Source organism: Bifidobacterium miconis, from assembly GCF_019331735.1.
Taxonomy (GTDB): Bacteria; Actinomycetota; Actinomycetes; order Actinomycetales; family Bifidobacteriaceae; genus Bifidobacterium; species Bifidobacterium miconis.
On the sequence record NZ_JAHBBH010000010.1, the window covers coordinates 68,472 to 87,346 of the forward strand.

Below are 18,875 nucleotides of genomic sequence, written 5' to 3' on the forward strand. Positions count from 1 at the left end.
TCACCGTGGCGTTGCGCGGGAGATCAGTGCGACGATGCCGAGCGTGACGACGATGACCGCGGCAGCCGCGGTGAAGCTGCCGGTCATCGCGGATTCATAGGCGCGGGACGCCGCCTGTCGTGTCAGGTCGCCCGTCGCGCCCGCGAACCCAGCGGCCCGCTGGAAGTCCAGCGTCACGGAGCCGGCGGACTGCGGATTCAGTCCGGCGGATTGCGCGAGATCATGGAATCCCGCCGCATATAGTCCGCTTTGTATGCTGCCGAAGATTCCCACGCCGATGATGGATCCGAATTGCCGGAACACGGTCAGCAAACTGGAACCGGCGCCGGATTGCTCGACCGGGACCCGGCCCATGGCCCAGGTCAGCATCGCCGGCTGGCCGGCGCCCAGGCCGAGACCGGCCATGAGCTGACCGATCAGGACCGTCGATTGTTTCGCCGCTTCATTGGGCCACCACATGGCGGCGCCGATTGTCAGCATGCCGGCGGCCAGACACGCCAAGGCCAGCAGGCTCGTGCCGCGCGGGCCGAGCCGGGAGACGAGCCAATCATTCATCCGCGACCCCACGATGGACGCGACGACCAGCGGCATCAACAGCATGCCTCCGACCAGCGCGCCATGGCGCAGCACCGTCTCGAGATAAGCCGGCATGATGAAGATGATGCCGTACATCGAGAAGTTCAGCATCATCAATGCCGGCGCGCAGGCGGCGAACGAGGGATCCCGCATCAGGTCGAGTGCCATCAATGGATTGCGGGACGCGCGGTCGTGCAGCACGAATCCCGCGATCAGTGCGGCGCCGACCGTCATCGGAATCCAAGCGTCCGCGGCCAGAACGCCATGCTGTGCATTGACCAGACCGGTCGAGAACAGGGTGAATCCGGCGAACATCATCGCCACCGACGTCCACGGCACATGCAGCGACCGGGACTTGCGCGATCCGCCGGTCTGCGGGACGTTCATGCGGATGATCGCGATCACGGCGAGGAACACCACGCCGTCGAATCCGAAGATGCCGCGCCATCCCAGCGTCGCGGTGAGCACTCCGCCGACGAGCGGGCCGAACGGCACGCCCAAGGTGCCGGCTATCGCCCACGCGGTCATGGCGCGGGACAATCCGGGGCCCCGGAACAAGACGCCCAGCAGCGCCTGTCCCATCGGGATGACCACGCCCGCGCCGGCGCCCATGATCGATCGCGAGACGAGCAGCGCCGGCACGTTTCCGGCCATAAGACCGATCGCGGACGCGACGACGAACATGCCCAATCCGGCAAGCATGGTCTTCAGATGACCGAGCCGGTCGCCAAGGAACCCGGCCAGCAGCACCACGGCCGCGAAGACGAGATTGTAGCTGGATACGATCCACTGCTGTTGCGCCATGCCGGCTTTGAGTGTCTCGGCAATGTTCGGCAGCGCCACGTTGAATGCTGTGGTGTTGACCATCATCACCAGTTCGGCGGCGCATAGGCAGATCAGGGAACGGTGCAGGGTTCGTTCTTTCGCATTAGCCATAAGCCAACCCACCTAAGATACTAATAAGTTTCTTATTAACCACAGATGATTATAGGTACTCGCAAATAAGAAACGCCGTGGTATCTTGTAAAAAGGCGATGTGGACGAACGGGCGACCGTTGGCCGCAACGCCCATACCACATATGGAGATGAGCCATGGAAACGAACAACGAGCCGAAACAGACGCGTCGTCGGGGCAAGACGTTGGAAACGGCCATTCTGGAGGCCGCATGGGAACAGCTGTCCGCATGCCGCGCCGAGGAGTTCACCTTCGACAACGTGGCTGCCAGGGCGCACACCAGCAAGCCGGTGCTGTACCGCCGATGGTCGGATCGTACGGAACTGTTCGTAGCCGCCGTGAGACAACACCGTGACCGCGCCGCCATCGAACGTCCGGACACCGGCACGCTCAGGGGCGACGTCATTTCCATCCTCCTGCAGCTCAACCGCAAGCAGTCCGACGCGGTGATGGTGCTGGCCAAATTCGGCGTGTACGCCAGCTGGCTCGGCGTGAGTGCGCACGAACTGTACGAGCGCACGATGATCAGCGACCAACCCAGCGTCATGATGGCCATCGACAACGCGCGCGTGCGCGGCGACATCACCTGCGAACTGCCGGAATCGCTGCTGCGCATGCCCGGAGAACTCGGACGCGCGATCATCCTGCGCGACATGCGGCCCTTGTCCGAAGCGGACATCGTCGCCACGGTCGACGAGCTGTTCCTTCCGCTCGTCGACCATTACGAGCGTCGGGCGCGAATCGCCGCCAACCAGTAATACGTTTGTTTACGTTGACGCCAAGGACGGAATCCGCGCCGTATCGTGCGGACGGAACGGTGCGCCGCGGTCTATACTCGTTGCGGAGTCGTTGCCGTGCATACGGCGGTGCGCTGCCGCATGTTAGGCATCGCACGATGGGTACATGACCGGACGAGTAGAGGGGAGACCTGTCGTGAAGAAAAGTCTGCTGGCGATAGCCGCGGGGGCGTTCGTGCTCGGCGCCGCCGAATTCGTGATGATGGGCATCCTGCCGCAGACGGCGGCCGCCATGGCGGTGTCCATTCCGACCGCCGGCCATTTCATCTCCGCGTACGCCATCGGCGTGTGCTTCGGCGTGACCATGCTGGTGTTCGGCCGCAAGGCCAGCCCGAAGCATCTGGTGATCCTCTTCATGGCGCTTGCGCTCGCCGGCAACGCCCTGAGCGCGGCCGCGCCGAACGCCGAGGTGCTTGTCATCGCCCGCTTCATCGCAGGGCTTCCCCACGGCGCGTTCTTCGGCACCGGCACCGTGATCGCCAAGGCGCTCGCGGACAAGGGACGCGAGGGCAAGGCGGTGTCCGTGATGGTCACCGGGCAGACGCTCGCCAACATGCTCGGCGTGCCGGCCGGCACACTGCTCGCCGAATACCTCGACTGGCGGCTGGCCTTCGTCATCCTCGCGGTCGGCGCCGGCGTCACCATCGCGCTGACCGTGGCGTGGATGCCGCTCATCCCGGCCGTGCCCGACGCCGGGCTCGCCGGACAGTTCCGGTTCCTCGCCAAGCCCGGCCCGTGGCTGGTGCTGGGCGCCGTGTTCGTCGGCAATTCCGGCGTGTTCTGCTGGTGGAGCTATGTGTCGCCGTGGCTGCAGAAGACCGGCGGCTATGATTCCCGGCTCATTCCGCTGCTCATGATGCTCGCCGGCTTCGGCATGGTGGTCGGCGGACTCGCCGGCGGCCATCTGGCCGACCGATGGCTGCATTCGGTGACCGCCGCCGTGGGGCAGTCGATCTCCGCCGTAGGCCTGCTGCTGGTCTTCATGGTCCCCGGCAACCTCGTGACTTGCGCACTGCTCACCTTCTGGATCGCGTTCGGCCTGTTCTTCATCAACGGCCCGCAGATGCTACTCATGGCCGAAGCCGGCAAGGGCGGCGGCGAACTCATCGGCGGCGCCGCGGTGCAGATCGCGTTCAACGGCGGCAACGCCGTCGGCTCCCTTGTCGGAGGCACGGCGCTGAATATGTCCGGCATGAACTATCACGTCATCGGCCTCGCCGGCATGCCGTTCACCGTGGCGGCCGTGTTGCTGCTGGTCGCGTTCGCGCTGCGGTTCGAGCGTCGCGGCGCACGATGATGCCGCTCCGGCGATCTTGTCGTTGTCGAATGGATGCATGCGACGGCGGCGAGATGCCTCGTCCGCGGGAGCGCGGCCTGTGGCATAATCGGCGATATGAGAATTGTGATTCAACGCGTGTCCCAGGCAAGCGTCGACGTCGTCAACGAGTTGGGGACACTTGATCCCACGTTCGAGCCGCAGCAGATCGGACCGGGGTACATGATTCTGGTGGGGGTCTCCGATGCGGACGGCGACGCGGAGGTCGCGTGGCTCGCGCACAAGGTGCTCAACCTGCGCGTCTTCGAGGATGAGCAAGGCAAGATGAACCGCTCCATTCAGGACATCGGCGGAGAAATCCTCTCGATTTCGCAGTTCACGCTGTTCGCCGACGTGCACAAGGGCAATCGGCCCAGCTTCATTCGTGCCGGCAAGCCCGAACACGCCGACCTGACGTGGATCAAGTTCAACGAGGCATTGCGGTCCGGGGGAGTGCCGGTGCGGGAGGGGCGATTCGGCGCGCACATGCGCGTCGGATTGGTCAACGATGGCCCGGTCACGATCGTCGTCGACACGGACGTGGACATGCCGCGCAAGTCGTGAGCGTTCGCCGCCGGCGTTCGCGGAGCGCGTTTGGCGACGGCGTAATTAGATCAAATGTTCGACACGCTGGTCGAACGAATGTTCGATTATCTGGTATGCTGATACAACGGGGCGAAGTCCCCACGGAAAGGATGGTCATCATGGGTGATGCAGTCAACGAACAGCAAGGAACGCAGCAGGCGACTGCGGCCGGCGCGGCGCAGAAGGCGACGCCGAAGCTTCCCGAACCGTACGAGAAGACCACGTGGCACAGCATCGCGATCGACGGCCGCGAGCTGCGGTACAACGCCACCGTCGGCACGATCAACATCGACTCCGGCAAGGTCAAGCCCGCCGCCAGCATCTTCTTCACCGCATTCAGCCTGACCGACGATTCGGGGCAGACCGACCCGGCCCGCCCGGTCACCTTCATCTTCAACGGCGGTCCGGGGTCGTCCACCACTTTCCTGCTCATGGGATCCATCGCCCCCAAGCGCATCGACGTGCCCGACGCCGCGCCCGTGCCCGCGGCGCCCTATCATCTGGAGGACAACCCGTACACGCTGCTGCCCGACTCCGACCTGGTGTTTATCGACGCAGCCGGCGCCGGCTTCTCCGAAATCCTCGACGCGGCCAAACCCTCGCTGTGGTCGGTGGACGGCGACGTGGCCGGATTCAGCGCGTTCATTCGCGCCTACCTGAGCAAATACCACCGCTGGAACTCGCCCAAGTACGTGCTCGGCGAATCCTACGGCACCACGCGCGGGGCCGCCCTCGCATACCGTCTCCAGCAGGACGGCGTCGCGCTCAACGGCCTCACGCTCATCTCCAACATCCTCGACTACGCCTACACGCTCGACACCTCCGACCAGTTCTACATCGGCTACTTCCCGACCTTCGCGTCCGTCGCCAAATACCACGGACGCGCCGCCTCCGACACGGAAACCGCCAAACACCTGCAGCAGGCCCGAGCGTTCGCCAACGGTCCGCTGCGTCTCGCGCTCGCCGCCGGAGCGTCGCTCGACGACGCCACCAAGCGCCGCGTCGCCGAGCGATACGCCGAACTGACCGGATTGGACGCGCAGTACGTCTACGATTCCGACCTGCGCGTCGTGGACATGCGCTTCCGCAAGGAACTGCTGCGCGACGAGGAGAAGATCGTCGGACGCTACGACGGTCGCGTCGCTGGCTACGACCTCGACCGCATCAACGACGAGGAGACGTTCGTGGTCGACGATGCTTTCCTTGATCCGGCGTACTCGAGCCTGTGCAACGCGTATCTGCGCGACGAGCTCGGCTGGGACCGCACTCCCGAACGCCGCGGATTCGCCGACTTCGACTGGAGCGCCACCGAGCCCGGCAAAGGATGGACGTGGTGGCATCGCCAGCCCGACGGCGCCAAGTCCTCGTGGGGAGGGAACATCCCGTTCCCGAACGTGCTGCCCGACCTTGCCGCCGCCATCGCCCACCAGCCCACGCTCAAGGTGCTGATCGGCAACGGCATCTACGACCTGTGCACGCCGTTCTTCCAGACCGAATACGACATCGATCATCTCGGCCTGCCCAAGCCGCTGCGCGGCAACGTCGCGTTCACCTACTATCCGGCCGGCCACATGCTGTATTCGTCCAAGGAGAGCCTCGCCAAGTTCTGCAACGATCTCAAGCGCTTCTACAACGCGGACGTCAGCGGTCTCGCCGAGATCAACGAGCGTCCCGCGCAGCCGGAGCAGGACATCCGGCTGTGAATCGCACGGCCGCCTGACCCGGTCCGCTCTCCCGCGGCGCGTGCCGGCGACATGTGCGGGAAATGCGACGATGGGATGCCCCTCATCGCATTTCCCGGTCGCGTGCGGCATGATGGGGCGATACCGCCCGGGAAACGCCGCGGGACATCTGCACGGAAGGAAAACAGCGCATGGACTCCAACTTTGATCTGTCGAAACTGGACCTGTCGAACATCGATCTGTCCAAACTCGATCTGTCGTTCATCGACAGAATCGTGCTGTGGTACGGCAGCCTGCCCGACTCCGTGCGCACGCTGATCACCGTCGCCGTCGGTGCGGCGGTCGCCTACGCGGTGTTCCGCATCGTCGTCAGGATCATCAAGGGCATGCTCGGCGCGGCCATCGCCGCCGTGCTCGCCTTTCTGCTGACCACCGTGCCCGGCAACATGCTGCTGTCGCAGGCGTTCGACCGCGTCGAGCAGCAGATCTCCACCAGCCTGTCCAGCCAAAACCAATAAAGGCGACAAAGCCGATCAACGGACGCACCAACACGAAAGGAAACCACCATCATGGAACAGCAGCAGTACGTGTGCGCCAAATGCGGATGCCGCAGCTATGTCAGCGACCAGTTCCAGGCCACCGGCGGCAATCTGGCCAAGCTGTTCGACGTGCAGAACAAGAAGTTCATCACCATCAGCTGCAGCCAGTGCGGCTACACCGAACTGTACCGGGCCCAGACCGGCACCGGCATGAACGTCCTCGACTTCCTCATCGGAGGCTGACCGACGGTCGACTGCGTCCGGCGATTCCCGCGGCGACGCGGTATCATCGCACGTAGCGAGGGAACCCAAGGGGAAGGAGCCTGTTATGGACATCACGCACGCGCTCACGTCGATCAATCCGAAATCCGAGGGGCCGGTGTTCCTGCTGCTGCACGGGTGGGGGTCCAACGAGCACGATCTGCCGAGTCTGCTCACGTACTGCGCGCCGGGCGGCGACTATGCGTCGTTGCGCGCGCCCATCGAATACGGCATGGGATACACGTGGTTCGGCAAGTGGGAATACGACGGCGTGCCCACCGGTGAATCGCTTGACGAGCAGGCACGGATTGCCGGCGAGGCGATTTCGTCGTGGGTGAAGGCCAACATTCCCGAGGACCGGAAGATCGTCGTCATGGGATTTTCCCAAGGCGGTCTGCTCGCCGGGGAAATGCTGCGGCTGGACCCGGACCGCTACGCTGCCGCAGTCAGCTTCTCCGGATTCCTCGCGCATGGGGCGCTGCCCGGAGACGAGCGGCTCGCGCAGCGTCGGCCTCCCATGTTCTATGGGCATGGTTCGGCCGACGACATCTTCCCGGCCGAAGAGGTGCGTGACATGGCCTCGTTCTATCAGGCGCACACCACACTGACCGAAAAGGTCTATCCGGGCATGACGCACAGCATCTGCATGGAGGAAATGCGCGACGTGGCCGCGTTCCTCACCGACAACGGCCTGACACGGCCTCGCATCTGGTAGCGGCGCATCCGGCTGCGGAAGGCGATTGGCCGGTTCGGACCGGCCTCTTCCGCAGCGGATGCGCAGGCCGATGGCGGCAGGCGCCATGACATCAGGAACAGCAGCAACACAAGGCGGGAGCGAGCGCATGACGATGCACACGGACGAGAACACGCTGGTATCGGTCATCGTGCCGGTGTACAAGGTGGAGCGCTATCTCGACGAATGTGTGGCCGGCATCGTCGGACAAACCCACCGCAATCTGGAAATCCTGCTGGTGGATGACGGATCCCCGGACCAATGCCCGGCCATGTGCGACGCATGGGCGGCACGGGACGGACGCATACGCGTCATCCACAAGAAGAACGGCGGGCTGTCCGACGCCCGAAACGCCGGACTCGCGCACGCCACCGGCGACTGCATCTACTTCGTCGACTCCGACGACATGGTTGACGTCCGTCTCGTCGAGCATTGCCTCGACGCCATGCGTGAACACGATGCCGATCTCGTCATGTTCCAATTCGACACGATCTCCGAAAACGGTGTGCAGCTGATTTCCGACTACAGGCACAACGATTTCGACAAGGTCATGGTCATGACTCCGGCCGAAGGCATCAAGGCCCAGCTCAAGGCCGAAATCGACGGCTACTTCTGGTCGTTTCTCGCCGCCGCTCCCATTTACAAGGACCATGGTTTTTCCTTCCCCGTCGGACGCAAGATCGAGGACATGGCGCGCATCTGCAACGTCATCGGCGAATCGCGCCGCATCGTGCGCATCCCCGAAGTGCTGTACCACTACCGGCTGCGCGGCGGGTCCATCACCAGCGCATGGTCGCCCCAACTCATGCGCGACTGGGCGAAAGCCGCCGACGACCGCGAGGAATACATCTTGGCGCGCTACCCCGAGCTCAAGGGCTTCATGCGCTTGCAGCAGCTCACCTTCTTCGCGAACCTCGACTACGAGACGATCCGCCAAACGCTGACCGCCAGCCTCAAAATCGATCCGGAGGACGCCGACGACATGCGCCGGCGCATCGACCGGCTGCGCCGCGACATCATCGACGACGGAGACGAAGTGCCTGAGGCCACCCGCTCGCTGCTCGACCTGCTCAAGGACTCCGTGGACGACGCCGTCGGCGACTTCAGGGAAATGCGCGACGATTGGAAGCGCATCGGCCGCGGATGGAAGGAATACATGCACGAACGCACCGGACAGGCGGAACGCGGCGCATCCGCGCATGGCCAAACCGGGCTCGCCGAAAAGACCGCCCGTTCCATCAAACCGCTGCTGATGAGGGACAGGCGTCCGGGCGATCAGGCGGACGAACGGTAAGGAAGGGCAATGCGCGCATTCGACTTCGACGGCACGATCTACGACGGCGAAAGCCTCTTCGATCTCTACCTGTACAGCGCCCGGCACGATCCGAAGGTGTTCCGCCACATCGCGCCCGTGCTGCGCTACGCGATCAAATACAAGCTCGGACGGGCCACGCTCGAACAGATGGAGTACGGCGTGGGCCGGATCGCCCGCAAATATCTGCGCGACCTGTCCGAATCGCGCAGGGTGAACGATCTGTGCGGCAACGGCCTCGACGTGGTGCTGGACGACGTCGCGCATCTCGCCGACGAGTCGAACGCTCCGCAAACGGCCGAGGACGAGGTGCCGCGCCCGCCGTCCGGCGGTCTTGACGGATTGGTACGCGCATTCTGGGACCGCAACATGCGCCGGATCAAACCGTGGTACCGGCCGCGGCCTGACGACGTGATCATCACCGCATCGTTCGACGTGACCGTGGGGGAGGCGTGCCGCAGGCTCGGCCTGTCCCGTCTCGTCGCCTCGACGATCGACCCGGCGAGCATGGAGGTCACCTATCTGAACTTCAACACGAACAAGCCGAAACGGTTCCGCGAACTGTTCGGCGACGAGCCGATCGACGAGTTCTACACGGACAGCCGATTCGACCAGCCCATGATCGACCTCGCGCGCCACGCGTTCATGGTCAAGGGCGATCGCATCACCCAAGTCAAGTAGCTCCTTATCCCATAGCCCATAGCCCATAGCGCACAGCCGGCCCGCAAGTGGGCCCGTGATCCAAGGAGCGCCCCGGCACAAGACGAAACCGCCCGTGCGCGTGCGCGAGACGGCATCGGGCGTGCCTTGTCCGCCGTTTTGTTATCGTATCCTTCCGTGAACAAGCAGTCGAACGGACAGCACGGCAACGGACAAGGACAGTCGGACATGCAACGGCGGGAACAGGGCGCGGAGGCCAAGGTGTCCCCGTCGCTGGCCCGGCTCATGCTGGTGGTCAACGCCGCCGTATGGGGTTCCGGATACACGATTCTCAAGCACGTCCAGCAGACCATTCCCACCCAATGGATGATGGTGCTGCGCATGGGCGCGGCCGCTATCATTCTCGGCATCGCGTTCCTGCCGCATTTGCGCCGCATCGGACTGCGCAGGTACGTCATCCCCGGCATCCTGCTCGCGCTCTCGTTCTGGCTCGGCTACATCTTCCAGCTGTGGGGCCTGTCGCTCACGGCCCCCGGACGCAACGCGTTCCTGACCGACACGTACTGCGTCATGGTGCCGTTCCTCATCTGGGCGCTCACCAAACGCCGCCCCACGTGGCAGCACATCGTCGCCACGTTCGTGTGCGTGGTCGGCATCGGCTTCGTCTCGCTCAGCGGCGGCGGGGGAGCGGACCTGTTCCGCATCAGCTTCGGCGACGGCATCACCATCGTCGGCGCGTTCTTCTTCGCGCTCAACCTCGTCACCGTCGGCATGCTCGGCCGCCGCTACGACGCGACCGCGCTCATGTTCTCGGAATTCGCGTTCACGGCCGTCCTCTTCCTCATCGGCGCCGTGCCGGTCGAAGGCGCGCCCCAGGCCGGATGGCTGCGCTGGGACCTCATCGCCGGCCTCGCGTATCTCGTGATCGGCTCGACCATCGTCGCCCAGCTGTTCCAGACCATCGCCGTGCAGCATCTGCCCACCGCGCAGGCGTCCATCATCCTGAGCACGGAAAGCGTGTTCGGCGTGCTCGTCTCCGTGCTCTTCTACGGCGAAGTCCTCACCGCGCAGTCGGTGACCGGCTTCGCGCTCATCTTCTGCGCGATCATCCTGTCCGAAGTCGCCCTGCCCAGCCCGTTCCGCCGGCGGCACAGAAACGATGGCACGGGCGCGGACGCGATCGCGGGCAAGACCGCGGACGAGGAACCGAACGGAAAGGCCGCGGCGAAGGAGGCGGCGCATGGACCAGATCGCCAGTGAGGCGAAACTGCGCTACCTCGACTTCATCTCGCGCGAGGACCGCATCCGGCACCACCGCTACGTCGAGGAGATGAAGCAGTACGACCTCATGCGCTCCGGCGACGGTGCGGCCATCGCCGAAAGCGCGAGACTCTGGGATTCGGGGCTCTACGGCCACCTGTCCGACGACCCGGTGCGCAACGCGAAATACCGGTTCGTCACGTCGATCACGCTCGCCACGCGCTTCGCGATCGAAGGCGGCATGGACGAGGAGGACGCCTACAACGCGTCCGACCTGTACATCCAGGACATGGACCGGTGCAAGGACGCCAACGACGTGCGCCGCCTGCACACCGACATGATGACGTTCTTCACATGGGCCATGGCCGACATGCAGAAGTCCGAAATCCATTCCAAGGCCGTGGCCGAAACCATGGACTTCATCCACTATCATCTGCACGAGCGGATCACCGTCGAACGTCTTGCCGAGCATGTCGGGCTCAACCCCACGTACCTGTCCGAACTGTTCGCGCGCGAAACCGGCACGCCGATATCGAAATACGTGACGGCCAAGCGCATGGAGGCCGCCGAGAACATGCTCAAGTACTCCGACTATTCGCTCGGCGAGATCGCGCAGATCCTCGCCTACCGCTCGCAAAGCCACTTCACCAAGGTGTTCCGCGAGCACGCCGGCATGACGCCCGGCCAGTATCGGCGCAAGTACGCGCAGACCGGCATCTGGCCGGAGTAGGCAAGTCGCCGGAACGCTCCGCGCGGCGTCGGCGCGCACCGCCCACGTGCCGGATGCGTCGGATGCGACGGATGCGACGGATACGACGCCTGCGCGGTCGGAGCGCGTCGATGCGCGCGGTGACGCGCGGCTGTACGATCGGTGAATTCTTCCCGCGGCGGACGCATTGGCCGGTTCGGCAACGTTGCCGTACGATACGGTTAGACAACGAAGTGCTATGCGAAAAGAGGAACACGGCCATGGGAATGCCGCTTGATTTGTATGTGATCCGGCACGGCGAGTCGGAGGCGAACGTGATCATCAGCGCCGGCGAGCAGGGCGACGATTCGCTGTACACGCAGGACAACGTCACCGTGCCCGACCGGTCGTGGCGCCTCACCGCGACCGGACGCAAGCAGGCCGACTGCATCGGCCGCTGGCTTGTCGACCAGCAGCAGCTGTTCGACCGCTATCTCGTCTCGCCGTTCGTGCGCACGCGCGAAACGGCTGCCACGATGGCCCTGCCGAAGGCGAAATGGGAGGAGACGCGCGTGCTGCGCGAACGCTCGTGGGGCGAGATCAACACGATCACCAAGGACGAGTTCCGCGGCAACTACCCGCGCAACTGGATGTTCAAGAACACGGATCCGCTGTACTGGCGCCCGCCGGCGGGCGAGTCGATCGCCGACGTGGCCGAGAACCGCGTGCACAATCTGCTCACGTCGCTCGACCGCAAGTCCGACGCGCAGTCGGTGGTGATGGTCAGCCACGGTGATCTGATGCTCGCGCTGATGCTCGTGCTCGAGGACTTGTCGGACGAGGAGTTCATGCGTCGCGCCGCGTCCGACGACTGGAAGATCACGAACTGCACGTGCCTGCACTATTCGCGGCGCGATCCGGCGACCGGACGCACGTACAAGCGGTTCCGCTGGGAGCAGACCGCACGGCCGGTGCTCAACGAGGAGAACGGCAAGTGGGAGGTGCAGGTGACCGACTGGCGATCGTTCAAGAAGCCGACGCTGTCCAACGGCGATCTGGTGGACGTGGTGCACGCGGTCGACCCGCACCTGTGAGGCCGGCCGCGGCGCCGGCGCGCATCGGTCGTGCGTCGGCGGTGCAACGACCGTGCATCGGCCGTGCGTCGAAATGTGAAGTACCGGTGAACAGGCTACAATGGCTCACGATGCGCGGGCGCGCGATGTGACGCGCCCGCTCGGAGAGAACCGAAGGAGTTCATCTATGAAGAACCTGTTCACCTGGGCGCTGCACGGCGACGGCAAGACGCTCGCCCCCGGCGAGGTCGTCGAGCCCGACGAGCGCCTGACCTGGCCGCGCACCGCCGGCATCGGCGCGCAGCACGTCGTCGCCATGTTCGGCGCGACCTTCCTCGTGCCGATCCTCACCGGCTTCGACCCGTCGACCACGCTGTTCTTCACCGCGCTGTCGACCGCCCTGTTCCTGCTCATCAACAAGAACGTGCTGCCGAGCTACCTCGGCTCGTCGTTCGGTTTCATCGCGCCGATCACCGCCGTCACCACCGCGCACAAGGGCATCGCCGTCGCCAGCTTCGGCATCATGGCTACCGGCCTGCTGCTCGCGCTCGTCGGCGTGGCCGTCCACTACGCCGGCTCGAAGTGGATCGACATCATCATGCCGCCGGTCGTCAACGGTGCCATCGTCGCGATCATCGGCTTCAACCTGGCTCCCAGCGTATGGAACAACTTCAAGGCCGCTCCCGACACCGCGCTCGTCACCCTCGTAGCCGTGCTGCTGGTTGCCGTGCTGTTCAAGGGCCTTGCGGGCCGACTCAACATCCTGCTCGGCGTGATCATCGGCTACGCGTACGCCTGCGTGCGCGGCCAGGTCGACTTCTCCGCCATCGGCAAGGCCGCGTGGATCGGCTTCCCGCAGTTCCACACCCCGCAGGTCGACTTCTCGATCCTGCCGATGTTCCTGCCCGTCGTGCTGGTGCTCGTCGCCGAGAACGTCGGCCACGTCAAGTCCGTCGCGCAGATGACCGGCCGCGACTACGACAGCCAGATGGGCACCGCCCTGTTCGCCGACGGCCTCGGCACCGCGATCGCCGGCTTCGGCGGCGGCTCCGGCACCACCACGTACGGCGAGAACATCGGCGTGATGGCCGCCACCAAGGTCTATTCGACCGCCGCCTACTGGTGCGCGGCCGGCTTCGCGCTGCTGCTGAGCCTGTGCCCGAAGTTCGGCGCGATCATCAACACCATCCCCGCCGGCGTGCTCGGCGGCGTGACCACCCTGCTCTACGGCATGATCGGCATGATGGGCATCCGCATCTGGGTCGAGAACAAGGTCAACTTCGACAAGCCGCTCAACATCATGGTCGCCGCGATCGTGATGATCATCGCCATCGGCCAGTTCGAGTTCGCGTTCGGCGGCATCCAGTTCAACGGCATCGCCATCGGCACGATCGTCATCCTCGTCGCCTACCACGGCCTCAAGGCCATCGGCAAGGCCACCGGCACCATCGCCAAGGACGATCCGGACATCCTGTAGCCCGGTTCACCGTCCCAACGGTCCGTGACCGCCGCCGACACACGACGCGGCGACAACGAAAGGCCGTATGTATGCGCATCCCTGTGAGGGCCCGACATACATACGGCCTTTTCCTATGCCCAAAACGGCCGTATGTATGTGCGGGCGGGATGGGGGGCGGTGCGGCCGTCCATCCCGCCGGGCTGCTCACGGTTGCGTGCGGAACGCGCCGGGCGTCATGCCGGCGCGCCTGCGGAACACGTTGACGAAATAGCTTGCCGTGGAGAATCCGCACGCCCGCGCGATCTCCGCGACCGACCCGTTGGTCTCCCGCAGCAGCCGGCGTGCCTCCTCCATGCGGCGGTCGGTCAGATATTCGTTCGGCGTGCGGCCCACGTATTTGCGGAACAGGATGCAGCATTGGCTGCGGCTGACGCCTCCGGCCGCCGCGACGTCGTCCAATCCGAGCGGATCACGGAACCGATGCTGGATGAGGCCGGTCATGCCCAGAACGCTCATGCGGTTGCGCTGTTCGATGGATTCGCCCTCGTCCGGCCCGTCGCCGCCGTTCGGCCGGAACCGGTCAAGCACCATGTCGCACAGCTCCATCGCCGCGGCCACCGCCGGCAGCGGCGACATGCAGGTGCTGTTCTCCGCGCCGCGCACCCCGCCTCCCGGAGTCAGCCGCACCACGCGCTCGATGCCCATGAGCACGTCCCGCTGCCAGTCGACATCCGGCGTCAGGAGCAGGCAATCGTCCATCTGCTGCGCGAACGCCCGTTCGCAGCGGGCCGTCACCTGCGGCGTCAGATGCTCGAACAGCGACGGGCTGATCACCGCGCATGAGAATCGCACGTCCTGCCGTGTGGGGGAGAAACCGTAGTGCAGCCGGCTTGCGTTGACCACCACGCCCTCGCCGGGATGCAGCACCGTGACCCGGCCGTTGACGAAATGATGCAGGTCGCCGCTGATCACGTGAATGAACTCGAGGTCGCGATGCCAGTGGCACGGGCACCGGCAATCGGGAAAGATCGACAGCGGATCGCAGCGCGCGTAGATCGGCAGTTCGGGAATGTTGTATTCGATGCGCTCCGACAGGTCGGAGAGCACGGTGATCCTCTTCGTCGGGCGCATGGCATCCCTCCCATCATCGTATCTACTATTTTGATATTACCGTGTCGGGAAATGCAATCGGTACACCAGTGTCGAAAACGCGGAAATCATATTATAGAAGCATCTTCCAGCTGCAGAGGAAGACGCGATACCAAATCCATCGAAGCAATGATATGGACGATTCCGCCATGTCGGGCATCTTCGATGCGTCTGTCACAAGGAGTGATCGCAATGCGTAGCCATGCACTGAAGAACCATGCCGGATCCGGCGCCGCACTGTCCGGCCTGATCGCCGAAGGCAACCGTCTACTCGACCGGTTCTTTGCCGCCTGCCGCGTCTGGGTGGCCCGTCAGCTCGCTCACCCGGACGAGGAGAACTGGTGGGCGATGTGGTATCCGAAGAACGCCGCGCAGATCGCGTGACCGCCTCGCGGATGGCGTGATGACGCCGGTGCCGCCCGCTGTGCGGCGTCGTCGCGTTGTGCCGATGCTCGGGGCGCTGCCGGACGAAACACGGGTCTAACCGGTTCGATATGCTGACATGGGTTTTGCCGCGCTTCACGGCAACGCCGCGGCGACTGCGCCGCACATGAGCCACAATACGCAAGGACGCAAGGAGACAGCATCATGGCAGCATCGGACGGCAAGAAGATCGCGATCGTTACCGGCAGCGCGCTCGGGCTCGGCTACGAACTGGCCCGCCAGCTCATCGGCAAGGGCTGGTTCGTCGCCGGCATCGACTTCAACGCCGAACGCCAGGCCGAACTTGCGGACGAATTCCCGGCCGACTCGTACCGCGGCTTCGTCGGCGACGTGTCCGACGAGGCGTTCGTGCGCGAATCGGTCGCCGAGATCGCCGCCATCGGCCACATCGACCTGCTCATCAACAACGCCGGGCAGCCGTCGTTCAAAGCGCCGACCGGCTACGTGGCGGCCGACGTCGACAAGTGCCTCAAGGGCCTGAAGGGCATGATCCTGTGGTCGGTCGAAACGCTCAAGGCCGACGGCGAGCAGAACCTCAAGATCGCGAACGTGATGAGCACCGCCGCCACGCGCGGCAACGCGAACGAATCCGTGTACTGCGCGACCAAGTGGGGCGAGAAGGGCTACACGCAGAGCCTCAAGGCCGCATACAAGGGCACGAGCGTGAAGATCGTCGGCGTGTACCCGGGCGGCATCGACACGCCGTTCTACCGCGACAGCCACGACTACGTGTCCGAGGAGAAGCAGCACACGTTCATGAACGCGGGCCAGCTGGCCGGGGTGATCCTGTTCAACCTCGTCAACGAGGCGAACCTGACCGTCTCCGACATCCTCATTGAGCGCAATTATGTGTGAGTGAGAGGTTTCCGGTTCCCGGGATCGACTCCGACAATCCCGGGAACCGGAAACCTCACAAATTCTTACAAAAGGCATCATCGGGATCGGCCTGACAGCGGCTTTTTCCCAAGCAAAAGCGAACATGTCCGGTTCCCGGGATTTTTCCGGAAGAATCCCGGGAACCGGGGGAAAGTATCGGGCATGGGCTACAGTAGCTCAGTTTGCGCACCTTGCGCGAGAACCTGAGATGAAAGGCCGCCGTGCCCAAGAAATTCGCGAAGAACAATCACCAGAAGCCCTACCGGTCCGACAAGGGACGCAAGGGCCACAAAAACCACAGGAACGACACGCCCGCCAAGACGTTCACCGGCGAGACCGCCGAACCGTTCGCCGTCACCACGACCGCCGCCGACATGGATCCCGTCCCGTTCGCCGAACTCGGCGTGCCCGATCCGCTGCTGCGCGTGCTCGCCGCCGACGGCAAAACCGAGGCGTTCCCCATTCAGGCCGACACGCTGCCCGATTCCCTGCGGGGCCGCGACATCCTCGGCCGCGGCCGCACCGGCTCCGGCAAGACACTCGCCTTCTGCGTCCCGCTCGCCGCCCGCCTGTGCCAGGCCGCATGGGAGCCGGGCATGTCGATGGCCGACTACCGCCGCAACGTCAAGGCCGTGCGTCAGAGCCGCCTTGAGGAGCGCAAGGCCGACGATTTCATGCCGCATCCGCGCGGCCTCATCCTCGCGCCCACGCGCGAGCTCGCCAACCAGATCAACGACGTGCTCCAGCCGCTCGCGCAGATGGCCGGCATGACCACCACCACCGTGTACGGCGGCGTCAAGTACAGTCGTCAGATCCGCGACCTCAAGTCCGGCGCGGACATCGTCGTCGCCTGCCCGGGCCGGCTCGAGGACCTGCTGCGGCAGGAGGCGCTCGTCCTGTCCGACGTGCGGGTCGTCGTGCTCGACGAAGCCGACGAAATGGCCGACATGGGCTTTCTGCCGCCGGTCAAGCGCATTCTTGGCCAGATCCGCCCCGACGCGCAGCACATGCTGTTCTCCGCCACGCTCGACCACGGCATCGACGAGGTCGTGCGCGAGTTCCTGCGCGACCCGAAGGTGCACAGCGTCGCCGAACCGGAGGACGCGGCCGACACGATGGAACAGCACGTGTTCGAGATCGAGAAGTCCGACAAGAACGACATGGTGCACGCGCTCGCGTCCGGCGTCGGCAAGCGCATCCTGTTCACGCGCACCAAATTCCAGGCGAAGAACCTCGCCAAGAAGCTCACCCAGTCCGGCATTCCCGCCTCCGAGCTGCACGGCAACCTGTCGCAGAACCAGCGCGACCGCAATCTCGCCGCGTTCGAGCAGGGCGACGTGAACGTGATGGTCGCCACCGACGTGGCCGCGCGCGGCATCGACGTGAGCGATGTGGAGCTCGTCGTGCAGGTCGACCCGCCGGAGGATCCCAAGTCGTTCGTCCACCGTTCGGGCCGCACCGCGCGCGCCGGCAAGTCCGGCGTGGTCGTCACGCTTGTCGCGCCCGACCAGCGGCGCGAGGCCCGGCGCATGCTCAAGGCCGCCGGCATCGACGTGAAGCCGGTCAAGGTGCGTCACGATTCGCCCGAAGTGCTTGAGCTCATAGGGGAGACCGCGGAGCTTGTGGAAGGCTGGAGCCTTGACCAGACGCAGCCGGCCGGCAATCCGCGCGGACGCAAGGGCCGTGACCGCACCGGCCGTGGCCGTGGCGGCGATTTCGGCCGTGCGCTCGATCACCTGCCGATCGACGAGCCGACCGACGCGATGACGGACGAGGAGCGTGAGAAGCTCGCCGCCCGGCTGGAGCACCAGCGCAACGCGGCGAAGAAGGAGCGTCGCCGCCGTCGCGCCGCCGAGCGGCTGGAACGCGCCGCACAGACCGCCGCGATGACGGAAACCGCGCGTGATGCCGAAACCGTCGCCGCGCCCTCGCCGAACCGTGCCGATCGTCGCGCCGGACTGCGTGATCCGGAAGCGGCGCGGCGCGACTATCTGTTCGAGCATCCCGAGGAGCGCCGCGGCGGCGGATCCGGCGATCGCGACGTCCGCGGCGATCGCGCGGATCGCATCGGCCGCATGCGCCGCGCGGAGCATGGCGACCGGCCCGATCGCCGGTCGGGCAAGCCGTCGGGCAAAGCAGGCTCCCGCAACGACCGGTATGACCGCAACGACCGATACGATCGCCGCAACCGCGATGACGACCGTCGTACGAGCCGATCCCGCGAACGCTACGGCAACGGAGGCGACGGCAGGAACGGCGGCAAGCGCATCCACCGCGATGAAAACCGCATCCTGCACGACGAGCGCGGCGAGGCCGTCAAGCGCCACGAACGTCGCATGGCCGCCAAATACGGCAACACGGACGGCCCGCGCCGCCGTCATTCCAAGATCAAGCGCGCCCCGTTCCGCCGCATGGGCCGCTGACCCGGGTCACTGACTTGGGCCGTTGACCTTGGCCGTTGGGCGCCGCATAACACAAGTGGCGGTTTTCTTTCGCTGAGTCACGCTCCTG

Annotated in this window: 18 protein-coding genes; 16 read left to right on the plus strand and 2 right to left on the minus strand. The window is 65.1% G+C overall.

Features of this window, described 5'->3' with window-relative positions; all coding sequences use genetic code 11:
* Complete coding sequence (locus KIH79_RS05075) at positions 1 to 1,512, minus strand: MFS transporter (protein ID WP_219058415.1); 1,512 nt, start codon at positions 1,510 to 1,512, stop codon at positions 1 to 3.
* A gap of 156 nt (positions 1,513 to 1,668) precedes the next feature.
* Between KIH79_RS05075 and KIH79_RS05080 the strand changes: the two genes are divergently transcribed.
* The 13 genes from KIH79_RS05080 to KIH79_RS05140 all read left to right on the plus strand — a co-directional run bounded on the left by KIH79_RS05080 (position 1,669) and on the right by KIH79_RS05140 (position 13,913).
* A complete protein-coding gene (locus tag KIH79_RS05080) occupies positions 1,669 to 2,289 on the plus strand; it encodes a helix-turn-helix domain-containing protein (protein WP_219058416.1) in 621 nt (206 codons plus the stop codon).
* Positions 2,290 to 2,464: 175 nt separating this feature from the next.
* Positions 2,465 to 3,625: an MFS transporter gene (locus KIH79_RS05085; RefSeq protein ID WP_219058417.1), complete on the plus strand. Its 1,161-nt coding sequence runs from the start codon at positions 2,465 to 2,467 to the stop codon at positions 3,623 to 3,625.
* A 96-nt stretch (positions 3,626 to 3,721) separates the two neighbouring features.
* Complete coding sequence (dtd, locus tag KIH79_RS05090; protein WP_219058418.1) at positions 3,722 to 4,207, plus strand: D-aminoacyl-tRNA deacylase; 486 nt, start codon at positions 3,722 to 3,724, stop codon at positions 4,205 to 4,207.
* Positions 4,208 to 4,347: 140 nt separating this feature from the next.
* A complete protein-coding gene (locus KIH79_RS05095) occupies positions 4,348 to 5,931 on the plus strand; it encodes a S10 family peptidase (protein WP_219058419.1) in 1,584 nt (527 codons plus the stop codon).
* Between the two features lie 170 nt (positions 5,932 to 6,101).
* On the plus strand, positions 6,102 to 6,428 hold the full coding sequence (locus KIH79_RS05100; protein WP_219058420.1) for a hypothetical protein: 327 nt from the start codon (positions 6,102 to 6,104) through the stop codon (positions 6,426 to 6,428).
* A 51-nt stretch (positions 6,429 to 6,479) separates the two neighbouring features.
* Complete coding sequence (locus KIH79_RS05105; RefSeq protein WP_219058421.1) at positions 6,480 to 6,692, plus strand: zinc ribbon domain-containing protein; 213 nt, start codon at positions 6,480 to 6,482, stop codon at positions 6,690 to 6,692.
* A gap of 85 nt (positions 6,693 to 6,777) precedes the next feature.
* The gene (locus KIH79_RS05110; protein WP_219058422.1) at positions 6,778 to 7,425 is read left to right on the plus strand and encodes an alpha/beta hydrolase; all 648 of its coding nucleotides are present in this window, start codon (positions 6,778 to 6,780) and stop codon (positions 7,423 to 7,425) included.
* Positions 7,426 to 7,552: 127 nt separating this feature from the next.
* Positions 7,553 to 8,737: a glycosyltransferase family 2 protein gene (locus KIH79_RS05115; RefSeq protein ID WP_236023627.1), complete on the plus strand. Its 1,185-nt coding sequence runs from the start codon at positions 7,553 to 7,555 to the stop codon at positions 8,735 to 8,737.
* A 9-nt stretch (positions 8,738 to 8,746) separates the two neighbouring features.
* A complete protein-coding gene (locus KIH79_RS05120; protein WP_219058423.1) occupies positions 8,747 to 9,436 on the plus strand; it encodes an HAD family hydrolase in 690 nt (229 codons plus the stop codon).
* Between the two features lie 207 nt (positions 9,437 to 9,643).
* Positions 9,644 to 10,675, plus strand: a complete 1,032-nt coding sequence (locus KIH79_RS05125) for a DMT family transporter (protein WP_219058424.1) — start codon at positions 9,644 to 9,646, stop codon at positions 10,673 to 10,675.
* Positions 10,656 to 11,405, plus strand: a complete 750-nt coding sequence (locus KIH79_RS05130; protein ID WP_033492001.1) for a helix-turn-helix domain-containing protein — start codon at positions 10,656 to 10,658, stop codon at positions 11,403 to 11,405. Before KIH79_RS05125 ends, KIH79_RS05130 begins: the two co-directional genes overlap by 20 nt.
* Positions 11,406 to 11,644: 239 nt before the next feature.
* On the plus strand, positions 11,645 to 12,457 hold the full coding sequence (locus tag KIH79_RS05135) for a histidine phosphatase family protein (RefSeq protein WP_219058425.1): 813 nt from the start codon (positions 11,645 to 11,647) through the stop codon (positions 12,455 to 12,457).
* 166 nt (positions 12,458 to 12,623) lie between these two features.
* Complete coding sequence (locus KIH79_RS05140) at positions 12,624 to 13,913, plus strand: uracil-xanthine permease family protein (RefSeq protein WP_219058426.1); 1,290 nt, start codon at positions 12,624 to 12,626, stop codon at positions 13,911 to 13,913.
* Positions 13,914 to 14,099: 186 nt separating this feature from the next.
* On the opposite strand, the gene KIH79_RS05145 is transcribed toward KIH79_RS05140, so the two are convergent.
* Positions 14,100 to 15,026, minus strand: coding sequence for an AraC family transcriptional regulator (locus KIH79_RS05145; RefSeq protein ID WP_219058427.1), 927 nt, complete (start codon positions 15,024 to 15,026; stop codon positions 14,100 to 14,102).
* 210 nt (positions 15,027 to 15,236) lie between these two features.
* On the opposite strand from KIH79_RS05145, the gene KIH79_RS05150 reads away from it, so the two are divergent.
* From KIH79_RS05150 to KIH79_RS05160, 3 genes are all read left to right on the plus strand, one after another.
* Positions 15,237 to 15,428 (plus strand): hypothetical protein, encoded by a 192-nt coding sequence (locus KIH79_RS05150; RefSeq protein ID WP_219058428.1) that lies wholly within the window; start codon positions 15,237 to 15,239, stop codon positions 15,426 to 15,428.
* A gap of 204 nt (positions 15,429 to 15,632) precedes the next feature.
* A complete protein-coding gene (locus KIH79_RS05155) occupies positions 15,633 to 16,343 on the plus strand; it encodes an SDR family NAD(P)-dependent oxidoreductase (RefSeq protein WP_219058429.1) in 711 nt (236 codons plus the stop codon).
* Between the two features lie 395 nt (positions 16,344 to 16,738).
* On the plus strand, positions 16,739 to 18,787 hold the full coding sequence (locus KIH79_RS05160) for a DEAD/DEAH box helicase (protein ID WP_219058437.1): 2,049 nt from the start codon (positions 16,739 to 16,741) through the stop codon (positions 18,785 to 18,787).
* The last annotated feature ends 88 nt before the right edge of the window (positions 18,788 to 18,875 follow it).

Bases quoted from the DNA above. Each gene is read 5' to 3' on its own strand.
- KIH79_RS05075 (WP_219058415.1), bottom strand. From the start codon at position 1,512: ATGGCTAATGCGAAAGAACGAACCCTGCACCGTTCCCTGATCTGCCTA.
- KIH79_RS05080 (WP_219058416.1), top strand. From the start codon at position 1,669: ATGGAAACGAACAACGAGCCGAAACAGACGCGTCGTCGGGGCAAGACG.
- dtd (WP_219058418.1), top strand. From the start codon at position 3,722: ATGAGAATTGTGATTCAACGCGTGTCCCAGGCAAGCGTCGACGTCGTC.
- KIH79_RS05095 (WP_219058419.1), top strand. From the start codon at position 4,348: ATGGGTGATGCAGTCAACGAACAGCAAGGAACGCAGCAGGCGACTGCG.
- KIH79_RS05100 (WP_219058420.1), top strand. From the start codon at position 6,102: ATGGACTCCAACTTTGATCTGTCGAAACTGGACCTGTCGAACATCGAT.
- KIH79_RS05105 (WP_219058421.1), top strand. From the start codon at position 6,480: ATGGAACAGCAGCAGTACGTGTGCGCCAAATGCGGATGCCGCAGCTAT.
- KIH79_RS05110 (WP_219058422.1), top strand. From the start codon at position 6,778: ATGGACATCACGCACGCGCTCACGTCGATCAATCCGAAATCCGAGGGG.
- KIH79_RS05115 (WP_236023627.1), top strand. From the start codon at position 7,553: ATGACGATGCACACGGACGAGAACACGCTGGTATCGGTCATCGTGCCG.
- KIH79_RS05120 (WP_219058423.1), top strand. From the start codon at position 8,747: ATGCGCGCATTCGACTTCGACGGCACGATCTACGACGGCGAAAGCCTC.
- KIH79_RS05125 (WP_219058424.1), top strand. From the start codon at position 9,644: ATGCAACGGCGGGAACAGGGCGCGGAGGCCAAGGTGTCCCCGTCGCTG.
- KIH79_RS05130 (WP_033492001.1), top strand. From the start codon at position 10,656: ATGGACCAGATCGCCAGTGAGGCGAAACTGCGCTACCTCGACTTCATC.
- KIH79_RS05135 (WP_219058425.1), top strand. From the start codon at position 11,645: ATGGGAATGCCGCTTGATTTGTATGTGATCCGGCACGGCGAGTCGGAG.
- KIH79_RS05140 (WP_219058426.1), top strand. From the start codon at position 12,624: ATGAAGAACCTGTTCACCTGGGCGCTGCACGGCGACGGCAAGACGCTC.
- KIH79_RS05145 (WP_219058427.1), bottom strand. From the start codon at position 15,026: ATGCGCCCGACGAAGAGGATCACCGTGCTCTCCGACCTGTCGGAGCGC.
- KIH79_RS05150 (WP_219058428.1), top strand. From the start codon at position 15,237: ATGCGTAGCCATGCACTGAAGAACCATGCCGGATCCGGCGCCGCACTG.
- KIH79_RS05155 (WP_219058429.1), top strand. From the start codon at position 15,633: ATGGCAGCATCGGACGGCAAGAAGATCGCGATCGTTACCGGCAGCGCG.
- KIH79_RS05160 (WP_219058437.1), top strand. From the start codon at position 16,739: ATGGATCCCGTCCCGTTCGCCGAACTCGGCGTGCCCGATCCGCTGCTG.